This window comes from Streptomyces sp. NPDC028308 (genome assembly GCF_055565855.1).
In genome coordinates this window covers 73,427-85,018 of the sequence record NZ_JBVHTO010000020.1, presented here as the reverse complement: position 1 = coordinate 85,018, position 11,592 = coordinate 73,427, and the positions used below count along the sequence as shown (strand labels likewise).

Here is an 11,592-nt window from a genome sequence, read left to right as displayed (position 1 = left end):
GCGCGCGGTCTGCTCCGCAGACGCGACGCGGCGTCGCTACGCGACGCTTCCGGCGCTCCCGCGCCGGGCATTCCGGCTCCGCCGGAATGCGGCACTGCTCCGCACTGCCTGCCGGAGTCGCTCCGCGATCCGGCTGACGCCGGATCAGTCCTGTACCGGCCTGCTCCGCAGTCCCGTACAGGACCTGACGCACCCTCCGGGCGCGCCAGAAAAGCGGCTGGCTAGGAGGAGGGGGCGGTGGAGGGGATGGCGGGGTGGGGCGCGTGTCCCTTGGTCGGGTTCGATTGGGATGCGACTGGATTCGATCTGTTTTCGGTCAACTCGCGTGCGTCACTTCTCAGGGTAGCTTGGTTCTGGGATGATACCTAGGTACCTCTCATCCCCCGATGTCTCGATAACGCCAAGTCGCCATTCCGTCGGGTGGATGAATTATGGGATCAGCGCTAACCATCCTTTCAACTGCAAGAATTGGACTCTCGTGACTCAGATGGAATTGCGTCCGCATCAGGCTGAGGCAGTCGATAACGTCGCTCGCATTCTCGGTGTCCCACCCGGGGGTCGCATTCCTCCCGATGGTCTACGGACACAGGTAATCGCTGCGACCGGATCCGGAAAAACCCTGATCGGTGCGGAGTCCGCCCACCGGCTTTCCGCCCGTCGCGTCCTTGTGTTGGTGCCGACGCTGGACCTGCTGACGCAGATGGCCGGCGCGTGGCGTCGTGCGGGTCGGTCGGGCGCCATGATCGGTGTCTGCTCGCTGCGGGCTGAGGAGAGTCAGGGTCTGCCGTGTACCACCGATCCCGATGAGCTCGTGTCGTGGATGGCTGGTCTGGAGACGGTCACTGTGTTCGCGACGTACGCCTCGGTGGGTCTGGGGATTCTCCAGCGGGCGCATGCGGTGGGTCTGCCGGTGTGGAGCCTGATGGTGGTTGATGAGGCGCACCGTACGAGTGGTGACGGCCTGAAGCCGTGGGCGGCTGTGCACGACCAGGCTCAGCTCCCGGCTGAGCGTCGTTTGTATATGACGGCGACGGCGCGGGTGTGGGAGGCGGAGGGTGAGCGGCCGCGGTTGGTGGCGTCGATGGAGGACGGCTCGCCCGTGTTCGGGCCGGTCGCCTACAAGTTGACGCTGTCGGAGGCCGTCCGTCGTGGGATCGTGGCGCCGTACCAGGTGCTGTGCCTGGACATCCGTGATCCTGATCTGTACGCGGCGCTGAGCAGTGAGGACACGGGTTCGGATGCCGTGCGTGGTGCCCGCCTGGCGGCCGTGCAGACCGGGCTCATGCACGCTGCGGTGGAGGAACGCTTTCGCCGTGTCCTGAGCTTTCACAGTCGGGTGGGTGAGGCGGAGGCGATGGCGGCGTCGGTGCCGGCGGTCGCGGCCCGCCTCGCGGCGCAGGAGCGGGACGTCTATCCGCCCGCGGAGCAGGTGTGGGCGGACTGGCTGTACGGCGATCATGCGCCCGGACATCGCCGGAAGGTCCTCGATGAATTTGCCTCGGATTATCTCGGCGGTCCCGAATTTGAAGGCCGTGATATGCGCGCAGAGTTTCGCGTGCTGTCGTCCGTCCGTGTTCTTGGTGAGGGTGTCGATACTGCGGAGTGTGACGCAGTTCTTTTCTCGGACGCGCGCGGCTCAATGGTCGACATTGTGCAGATGGTGGGGCGTGCCCTGCGGCTGCGTCCGGGACGGGGAAAACTGGCCTCGCTGGTGGTTCCCGTGTTCCTCGGTCCGGACGAAGATCCGAATGAATTGCTCACCTCGGATGCCTACAGCACCCTGAGCAAGGTCCTCGGAGCCCTGCGGGCGCATGACGCCGACACCATCGAGGCTCTCGCGGATCCCCGGCTGCGCAACAGCCGCCCGGCGGCCGAACAAGGCTCTGAGGGTGACGAGTTGGCCGGCGACGTCGACGTCTTGGACGACGCCGACGTGGAGGCGCAGCGGGTGTCGTCGCGGGCTGCGGGAGTTCTGCGGTTTACCGAGGAACGCGACCCGGCCGCGCTGACGCGGTTCGTGCAGTTGCGGGTGATCGATCCGGAGGGCGCGTACTGGCGGCGTGGCATCGAGGCCGCGACCCGGTGGCTGCGCGAGACCGGCAGCACGGAGCTGCGGGTTCCGTTCACGTACGTCACCCCGGAGGACTGGGGAGCGGTCGGCTCGCATCCGCTGGGAGCGTGGATCGTGGATCAACGGCGCTACTACACGGCGGGGACGCTGGAGGCCTCGCGGGTCGCGGAGTTGGAGCGGTTGGGCATGGTGTGGTCAGTGCACGCGTCTGCGTGGGACGCCGGCCTCGCTGTTGCCCGCTCCTACGCGGCCGTGCACGGGCACTTCCTGCCCGCCGCGTCTGTGGTGTGGGACGCCTTCCCGCTCGGGGTGTGGGCCAAGAACCAGCGCGCAGCGGCCCGGAAGGCGATGGAGAACGCCGAACGCCGTGCCGCGGGGGAAACGGGCCTCTCCTATGCCGGGGAGCTGTCTGAGAGCCGTATGGAGGCTTTGGCGGAGGTCGATCCGGGCTGGTGCCCGGCGTGGGAGATCGGCTGGCAGCGCTGCTACCGGCTCACCCTCGCCCACGTAAAGGCGGGCGGCGCCGTTCCCGCCGGGGCGGGCGAGCTGGTCGTGCAGGGCGAGGATCTCGGGGTGTGGATCGCCGGGCAGCGGGCGGTGTGGGAGCGGCTGATGCCCGCGCAGCAGTACCTGCTGGAGACCCTTGGCATCGAACCCCCCGCGGCGGGGGAGGCGGTGGGGCCGGTGCGCCGGTCCCAGGACGAGCGGTGGGCCATCAACCTTGCGGCCGCCCGCCAGTTCCAAGCCCGTGAAGGCCACCTACGGCCCGCCCGCAAGCACGTCGAAACGATCGACGTGAACGGAGGTGGGAAAGGTGAGCTGGAGGCCGTCAAGCTCGGGGCATGGCTCGACAACACCCGCCGTCGGATCGGGAAGCTGAGTGTGGAGCGGCGTGCCCAGTTGGCCGGCCTCGGGCTGGAGTGGGCGCAGTGAGGGGGTGTGCTGGATCGGCACCAAACGGGCCGTCAGCCCGGCTCACCACGGCTGGATGCAATGGAGGGTTGGGTGGATACCTCTGGGACTAGGAACCTCATAGGTGTATGAGTCCTGCTGCCCGGCCGTCTAGCCGATATCGCTGAGCGTGTGAACCCTCACAAAAACCCTATTTGATAGCGGGGTTTGTGTCCGTCGGCCTCAGAATCCCAGGTACGCGACAGAGGACTCACCGGGCTTCCTACGGCAACCGGTGTAGCCCCCTGTCGGTGGTTGAGTCCGTTACGTAGAGACAGGACCCTCTCGTGCAAAGTACACAGCCGCTTAGCGGCCGTGGGCAGATTTCGCGTGCGATGCATGTCACGCTGCTCGTCTTGGTAGCAACGATTGTCGGGTTTGTGGTGGGCATTTTCGCTTCACGCGTGGGCGACCTCACGCTCTACGAAGCGTCGGCCGTGGGCGGCGGTGCCGCGCTCGCCGTGACATCAGTCGGCTTGATGATCCTTTCCTATGTCCGGGAGTGAAGGCTGCCGGTAAGTCAATGCAACGCCAGCAAGGCCCGCGTCAGCGACGGGGCCCTGCTCCGTTCGTAGGCACAGCTTCCATGCAGCAGCAGAAGTGGATTTCCCGTTCCCGGTGAGACACGTACGTCTGGGGCACGACTAGCTACCGGACCCGTCTGTCCGTCGTTCACAGGGCCAGGACGTCGCACCGAATCAGGGAGGCCGTGATGGGAAGAGACGCCAAGCGCGCGAAGCAGGCGCGGAGGGACAGACGCCTCCGTGACGCGTCCCGTGGGGCGGCGTCGGTCACTGTGCACGAGGTGCGCAGTGCTGACGACCTGCGTGATGCCCTCTCTGTGATGCTGCCGCAACCGAAGACGGGGGACTGGAGGCCGGACATCATCGGCGTGGACCAGCTCTCCCTGCAGGCTGGCTACGACGGATGGCCGCTCATCAACGGGCACCGGGTCACCGAAGAGATGTGCGCCGCACTCCAGATCGACCGGCCGGAGCGGGCTGGCGACTTCGTCTTCGAGGACCTGGTCGTGATGGCCAAGGAGATGGGAACGCCGGACCTCAGCGGCCTTGCCGGCGCCCTCGGCGCCATGAGTGGCGGCTGCTCGGGCCTCCAGCTCGATCACGAAGACGGCAGCATGTCCTGCTCGCTCGGCCTGAACTGTCCTGGGGTTGCTCTGCCGCACGCTGGGTGGACCGACTGCCGCGCAGAGGGGTCTTGCGCACACTGCGACGGCCCGCCGGTCAGATGGCAGTGTGATCGGCAGGGGAGCTGACCTAGAGACTGCCCGCGCCGCGAGCCGCCTGGCAAAAATCGGTGCACGGAGAATGGCCCCCTCACTACAGTGCGGTGATGACTGAGCGGGAGAAGTTGACGTCGCTTCAGCAGCGTCGAGCCGTGTGCCCCTATCCGGACTGCGCTACCGGGACAGTGATGGACTTGGTCGATCAGCGCATGATCGACCCGGAAAGCCGCGAGTACGAGTGGAGCGACTTCCGCAACGGGGAAGGGTCCCTGCCCGTGCACCCTCACATCTCGTGGACCCAGCAGGAGTGCTGGGTGTGCCAGCTGTGCGGTCGCTCCGTCCTGGAAGTCAGCAGGTGCCAGCAGACGGGCAGGAGTGTGGAAGCCCGCGTCGAAGATCTGGCACGGCTGGTGCTGTGGCCGGCTCCCCCGCCACGCGTCCTGCCCGCGGAAGTACCAGAGTCGATCCGCAGCGCTTATCAGGAAGCCTCACGGGCGGAGAACGCCGGTGCGCCTCGGCTCGCGGGCGTGGGATACCGCTCGGCAGTAGAAGAGCTGTGCAAAGACCAGGGCGCCAGCCATCACACCCTGCACGGCAAGATTCAGGAACTGGCAGCCAAGGGCCTGCCTGCCGACGTCATCACTGCTCTGGACGAAACCCGCATCGTCGGAAACGACAGCGTGCACCACGGCGTCGCGTACTCCGCTGAAGAACTCGCAGACATAGCTGAACTGGTCGAGGAAGCAGCGGTTCTGCTCTACGTCCAGCCCGCCCAGCGCCGCCGAATGGCAGAGTCACGCAAGAAACGCCACGAGGCGGCCAAGCAGAGCACCTAGGCGACGAGATCCCTGATCCGCCCCGGGAACCCGGGGCCTGGACCGCCCAGGTCACCGTTGCCGCGTCCCCGCCGAACGCTTCTGGTTGAACGACAAGCTCAGCCTGAGGCCCCCTCGTCCGGTCCTCCACCAACTCCCAGGGTGCGGCGAGGCCCTGCGGGGCCTACGGCGCGCTTTCCCAGGACGCCGCGGGCCCGCATCTCTTCGATGTCGGTGAGGCGGACTCCGGGCAGGGACGTGTGCAGATCGGCCTCAGCGGCGCGAATCGCGGACGCTTCAGGGCCGGCGCCAAGCGGTCGACGGACAGTCACATGATCATCGTACGGGCGGCTGGGCTTGATCCCGGCGAGGCGTTCTGACAAGGCCGACGCGGTATTCACGCACCGCCTGGTGCAGAGCCGTGACCGCGGCTTGCGCATGTTCCATGTCCTGAGCTTGCTCAATGGCCTCCAGCGCCCCGGCTGCCGCCACTTGTACCGAGCTGGGCACGCCGTCACGAGCGGCAACCCGGTAGGCGATGGTGCGCTCGAGAAACGTTGGCAGGACCACCATCAGGAACGCGCACCGAGCAGCGTGGTTTCCATCGCGGATCGGCAGTTGTTGGGGCAAGCGGGCGGGTGGCTTCGCCGGGCAGGGTAGGAGGATCGAGTGGCGCACCTGACGCACGCGCTCGAGGGGGACTGTATGGCTGTGCCACCAGCGGGGTTCACCGAAATACTCTGGAGACTCACGACAGCTCTGCGACCGCGCACTACGGAGTTCTGGCTGTACTACGCGCCGAAGAACGCCGGCGGCCCTCACCAGCTGCGCATCTGTGACCGCACCGGCTACGACTTCGCCCGCCTCACCTGGCGGACCTGTAGCAAGTGCCGCCGCGGCCACATCATGAAGATCCGGGTCACCGGCGAGTGGCAGCGACAGGGCTACGGCACCCGCATGATCCTGTGCGCGATGCGTGGCCTTGAGTCCTACACGTGGAGCACCACACCGCAGTTCGAGGACGGGCAACGCTTCTTCCCTGCGCTGGGTAGCAAAGTGGGTGCCGGCTTCCCGGTCGCCTCGGCTTGTGCCCACGCCGTACGTGGCGGCGGATTCGCCCGGCCGCGACTCGAAGATCCACCCGACGCTCCGTGATCCCTGCTACCGAAAGAGCCGTTTGTGTGGTGCGGGCGACGTGCCGTGAGATCTCAGCTGCCCTTCACGATGAAGCAGGCCCGTTCGTAGAGCTCGTCGAAGGTGATGACCTCTACGTCCTGGATGGATCGCCTGTACTGCTCGAAGGAGGCGATCTTCTCCGGGTTCGCTGAGCCGCGGTCGGTGAACTCGCTGAGACTGCCGATCACCAGCACTTGTCGGGGCCGGATAGTGGAAATCTCGATATCGGTCGGGGAGCCGTCGTCCTCGTAGAGTCTGTGCAGCTCGCCCTTGACCAGGCGCAAGGCTTTGTCTCCAGTCTTCTGGACCTGCGCCACCGCGCCGACTACGTCCCGGGAAACCTGGTAGACGTCTGGAGCCCGGTAGGGCGTGCCAGCCAGTAGGGGCGTCTTATGGGTTTTGATCTCGCAGAGCAGGAGGCTGCTGATGAAGCCTTTGGACCGCATGACGGCGTCACTGCGCTTGCCTGCCCCGGTGAAGATGTTCGCACCGGTCGTAATGCGCTCCAGCTTGCCGCCGGTCAGTGGTTCGCAGGCTACAAGGTCGAGCCCATACCCGAAGATCCAAGGGTTCTCTTCGAAGAGAGCCTGCCAGACCGCTTCTGGTCCTGCTGCCTGTTGACGCTCCTGCTCGAAGTGCTCCGGATCGGTCAGCAACTGCTGGAAGCGCTGGAGTTGTGCCTTGCGGTTACTGATGAGACGAATGTCTGCTTCTGTGAGAGCGCCGCCGACGGCGGTCCTGACAGCTTCAAGGAGCGTCGTGCGGTCCTGGTCGGCCAGGAGCCGAGCCAGCTCGGCTTCGTCACCGATGACCAGGCGCAGGTTGTTCTCAGGGAGACCCAGTCCGACGCAGCTCTGGAGGAAGCAGATGACCTTCCAGAAGCTTTCGTGGACATCGTTGGTGTCAACGAAGGCCTTGACGATCTGGGGGACCTCGGTGCCGGGCAGCGTCTCCATGACTGCTGTCCTCGCAGCCTTCGTCTTGTCCTTCTTCCACAGCTTGATCCTGGGGGAAAGAACGCCGTCCTTGTTGATGAGGGTGACATGGCACAGCGTGGCCACCTGCGGCCGGTCATCGAGGAGGAACTCTGTGACCAGGCAGTTTCTGCGTGTGTCGTAGAAGTAGGGAAGTCCCTCACCGCGAATCTCCAGGTCGGCAAAGTCATGCGCTGCAACGTCGAACTCGGTGGACGGCAGACCGATGCGGAAACGCCGCAGAACAGGAAGGTCGGGTTCGGCCGTCTGGTTCCTCCAGTCTGGTGAGACAGCTGGCAGTGGCCCCATGTCACCTTCGACCACAAGAGCCTGGACATCCTCACGCTGGAGACGAGTCAACACAGCCTCCAGTCGCTGCCACACCGCGGCCCTGACCGCCTCCGTAAACGCAGGCCACAGCACGGAGGGCACAGTAAGGACTGCCTCGTACGTGGCGGTCGTCCAGCCGTCACCGGGCATGGGGTTGTAGAACCCGTCGTCCCGGCGCAGCGTCAGTACAGCCGGGCGGAGCAGGTCTCGGGCGATCTCCTCGCCGTCACGGTCCAGGAGGCTGCACGTCTGTCCGAGGACGAGGTCGAGTTTGCCGATGTCGTCGTCATCGAGCGGCAGCGAGACGAGGGGGCCGGTATTGGGAACAGGGGCTGACGCGTAGACCGGCCGTCCTGATATGAAATCGAAGGAGCGGAGAGTCCAGCCGTCCGGCCCCAGGAGACGGTTCAACTTCGCGACCCGCTGCGAAGCTTGATCGACGTCAGGCTGCACCTCGGGATGCACGAACCGTGCAAGGAAGGCGAGAAGAATCTCGTCAGGACCGTCGAGGAGCTGGAACCGTGGGTCTTCGAAGACCCACTCGTCAGGCCAGTCGAACGGGTTGCTGACCCGATGCTGGATGATGTCTTCGCGTGCCGTTGCAAACCGGGGGTCGTCCGACGCCAACTTGTCCAGGTCATACACAGGTTCCAGGAAGTCGATCTCTCCAACTGCGCCCCACCATGGGCCGCCCTCGGCCTTCAAGTATTTGAAGAGGTCACGTCGTGTGAGTGCCGTGATCCTGTGAATGCTTTGTGGGGCCGAGACATCGGCGGCAGACTGCGTCATCCCCACAGCATGGACGTCCATCGACGCGCCCGACGGGCGATTAAATATCTTGGGCCACTGTCTCCAGCAGCAGATGTGATGACCGCGATGGAGCCGAGTGCGCTCGCCGGGCTTGAGCAAGGGAGTGGGCCGATCCGGAACGCCTGCGCCAGCCGGGCACAACGTCATTAGGACATGGCGCAACCCGCTGAGAACTCAACCGCCTGTTGTCCGGGTTAGGGTTCTCGGCCGTAGCCCGGTCCCGGCCGCGCTCTGGACGGGACCGGGCTACTTGCCGCGCTGGCGATTGCCGAAGAGCGCCTGGCGCAGGGTCGGATGCTGGTAGATGCCGGCGGTACGACATGCCGCACAGCACCGTCCATCCTCGGGCGCAGCGACCAGCGCGTAGTCCTGGCTCACCGGGCCGGTGACCGGCAGCCCGCACCGCTCGCACGACGCGGGTTCCGGCTCGGGCGGCTTCGTGGCCCACCGCTCCTTCTCCGCAGCCCGCTCGCGTTCGCGCTGTGCCAGTTCGCCGTCGTACCGGGCGCGGCGCGCCGTGTCCCGGGCCTGCCATGCCCGGTGGTCGGCCGGGTTGTCGAGTGCGTCGGGGAGGGTTTCCCAGCGGCCGTGGCCGCACCGCCACCACACCACCCCGCGCGGTCCGCCGTCCCTCAACCGGTCCAGGGTGGTGAACAGGAGGGGTATCGCGTCGTCGTAGTCGTAGAAGCCATCCCGCTCGCCCTCGGGGGCGCCGTAGCCGGAGTCGGGATGCCAGGCGCCGGACCACACGCTGCGGGTCAGGTCCATGACCGTGTTCACGCGGTTCTGCAACGCCCGCTCACCGATCCGCGTCCCCGGGTTGAAGACGATCAGCACAGGCGGGTGGCCGTCACGTCCCGAGGGCCGGTAGTGGGCGCGCCAGGCCGGCATCTCCGTGCCGAGTGAACTCTTGATCCGGGCACGGAAGTAGCGAATGTACTTCTCGAACTTCGCGGCCAGAATGTCGGCGGGCTCGGTGCAGTTGTCGACCTCCACGAACAACACCGGCAACTCTGCCTCCGGGGCCTGCAACACGGCATCGACGCGGACCCCGGCCCGGTTCGACTTACCGCTGCTCGCGCCGAGGGGGACCTCCGTGGTCCAGGAGCCGATCCACCCCAGCCCCTGCGGCTCATCCCCGGGCCCGCCCTGTAGCGCCGGGATGTCGGCGGCCGGGGCTGACGGCGGTGCTCCTGGCGGCTGCCGGCGGGGAACCGGGCGGGTCGCCGCGGCAGGGGTACGGGTCATCGCGATGACGGTTTCGTTGACCGCCATCGCGTGCGGGGCACCCGAGCGAGCAGCTCCCCGCGCGGTACCCCCCATCTCCCCCACCGGCCGGCCCAGCACCTCGGCGGCCGCGTCCAGCCCGAGCAAAGTCAGCGACCAGACCTTGTGCCCGTCCCTGCTGCTGCCCTCCGACACCACCAGCCCGTGCCGCGCCAGGTCCAGGGCGGCGTTGCGGAAAGCCTTGTTGTCCTTGTGGGCGGGCGCCATCAGCCGGTGCATCCGATCCGCCGTCGCCAGCTTCAGCACCCCGAGCACCGCCAGGACGTGTGCACGCACCGCGGTCGTCGACCCGTACGGATACGTCCGCGAACCCCCCACCGACAACTCCCTACCCCAGCCCCCTGACTACGCAACACTTGCACATTGCAGGCTTGACCTGCACAAATCCGCGATCACGCTACTACGCAGCCCGAACAGCAGCACAGGTGCCAGGCATCAGCCACCCCCCGGACACCGCGATTGACCAGACGCGCTGCGCAGTCGGCGCTGCGCACCGTCTCCGATCCTCGCGGCGCGCAGCGCAAACGAACCTCGTCCACCCGCCACCCTCCGTTCCCGGTGGTCGTTTCCGTCCGCACGGGGCGGGGCCCGGGTCAGCCTCGATCGAGGGCTGGCCGTGGCGGCGGGCCCCACCGCCGTGCGGATCGATCCGGCCCTCGCGCAGGGCGGCAGAGAGGGGTCCGAACCGCTCTCACCGTAGGAGCGGAGGGGCCGACCAAAGCAACCCGACCAGGCACATCAATTTCCGGTAACGAGCCCCCACCAGTACCTCCTTGGCCCGACCACAGGCCCCACCAGCCCAGGTCAGCGCCGTGGTCGTCCTGATGGTCGCCCCGCCTAAAAGTCGCCTGTCACGCTCACGACCATGGACCCGGCCCCACCAGTGACCACAGACCCGACCACAGGCCTCACCAGTCAGAAAGGAGTGGGTGACGCGCTCGTAGGTCTCCTCAGCCGGGCCGCCAGAGCGAGAGGAAGGAGAGGCCATGTTTCAGGTTCTTTCTGTACAGCAACGCGACACCCAGGACGCCCACGCTGAAGATCACGACGAGCGCCACTGGATCGGACAGCGCGAGGAAGCCTGTAGCGGCCGCACCGATCGCGATGACTACGGCGAGGCCCGCGAGGCGCAGCGCTTCCCAGTCCGGTCCTGGCTGGTAAATCTTCAGTGCTTCTTCGTCCAGGAGCGCCCCGAGGCGGCCATCGGCGTACTGGTCGGCGATGCGGCTTAGATGGTCGACCAGCAGAGGAAGGGCCCGATCACCCGTTGTGTCGATGTGCATCTCCGCGTCGTTCAGACACTGCACAACTTGCCGTATGTGTGCGCGCGCTTTTTTCTGCCGGTCGCCGCGGAGAGGGAGTGTTCCCCTGGTCCGGTGGGCACGTCGCAACGCCTTTCTGACACCGCTCATAGATATGGCGAGGTCTCGCAGACCATCGGTTCGCTCTGGCCCAGTGGTCTTGAACACGATTCCACAGCAGCGGACCGCGCCCAGAGCAGCGGCGACCAGCTGGAAAGTTCGCAACTCCGCCCGGAAAATGATGCGGACCCCGCCGACCACGAGCAGCCAGCCCATGAGCGCGACCACCAGGGCGACAAACATCATCGCGGCTGCGACGGCGATTTGGATGGGGGCAAAAAGAGTCGGAGCGTCTGCTAGGTCCGCGGTGAACCGATCCGCAAGCCTCTCGGAGCGTCCAGGCATCACGGGCACTGCGGCGCGGACTGCGTTGATCAGACCCACGAAGAGCACCATGACTCCATACAGCGCGCCCCATCGCTTATACGGGCTCGGAACCTCCCGCTCCCGGAAGTAGGCCCGAACTGCTGCCCGTAACCCTGGAGACATTGGTCTGAGGACACCCAACTCCTCATGTACTGCCGTGATCCCGGCAGTATTCAGGCGAACGTGCTGCGCAGCGCTCCGTGCT

8 protein-coding genes are annotated in these 11,592 nt (G+C 66.4%); 5 read left to right on the top strand and 3 right to left on the bottom strand.

The window, feature by feature from the left end; all coding sequences use genetic code 11:
• Positions 1-487 precede the first annotated feature (487 nt).
• The 5 genes from ACZ4VA_RS37415 (at position 488) to ACZ4VA_RS37395 (ending at position 6,238) form a co-directional block, all read left to right on the top strand.
• Positions 488-3,004: a helicase associated domain-containing protein gene (locus ACZ4VA_RS37415; RefSeq protein ID WP_468084369.1), complete on the top strand. Its 2,517-nt coding sequence runs from the start codon at positions 488-490 to the stop codon at positions 3,002-3,004.
• 353 nt (positions 3,005-3,357) lie between these two features.
• Positions 3,358-3,528, top strand: a complete 171-nt coding sequence (locus ACZ4VA_RS37410; RefSeq protein WP_468084363.1) for a hypothetical protein — start codon at positions 3,358-3,360, stop codon at positions 3,526-3,528.
• Positions 3,529-3,827: 299 nt separating this feature from the next.
• A complete protein-coding gene (locus tag ACZ4VA_RS37405) occupies positions 3,828-4,298 on the top strand; it encodes a hypothetical protein (protein ID WP_468084361.1) in 471 nt (156 codons plus the stop codon).
• A gap of 77 nt (positions 4,299-4,375) precedes the next feature.
• Positions 4,376-5,104: a DUF4145 domain-containing protein gene (locus ACZ4VA_RS37400; protein WP_468084359.1), complete on the top strand. Its 729-nt coding sequence runs from the start codon at positions 4,376-4,378 to the stop codon at positions 5,102-5,104.
• A gap of 648 nt (positions 5,105-5,752) precedes the next feature.
• Positions 5,753-6,238, top strand: coding sequence for an N-acetyltransferase (locus ACZ4VA_RS37395; RefSeq protein ID WP_468084357.1), 486 nt, complete (start codon positions 5,753-5,755; stop codon positions 6,236-6,238).
• Positions 6,239-6,291: 53 nt separating this feature from the next.
• Here ACZ4VA_RS37395 and ACZ4VA_RS37390 read toward each other — a convergent pair whose 3' ends face one another.
• The 3 genes from ACZ4VA_RS37390 to ACZ4VA_RS37380 all read right to left on the bottom strand — a co-directional run bounded on the left by ACZ4VA_RS37390 (position 6,292) and on the right by ACZ4VA_RS37380 (position 11,417).
• A complete protein-coding gene (locus tag ACZ4VA_RS37390) occupies positions 6,292-8,352 on the bottom strand; it encodes a Shedu anti-phage system protein SduA domain-containing protein (RefSeq protein ID WP_468084355.1) in 2,061 nt (686 codons plus the stop codon).
• Between the two features lie 267 nt (positions 8,353-8,619).
• Positions 8,620-9,978: a replication-relaxation family protein gene (locus ACZ4VA_RS37385; RefSeq protein WP_468084353.1), complete on the bottom strand. Its 1,359-nt coding sequence runs from the start codon at positions 9,976-9,978 to the stop codon at positions 8,620-8,622.
• 632 nt (positions 9,979-10,610) lie between these two features.
• On the bottom strand, positions 10,611-11,417 hold the full coding sequence (locus ACZ4VA_RS37380) for a hypothetical protein (protein WP_468084351.1): 807 nt from the start codon (positions 11,415-11,417) through the stop codon (positions 10,611-10,613).
• Between the last annotated feature and the right edge of the window lie 175 nt (positions 11,418-11,592).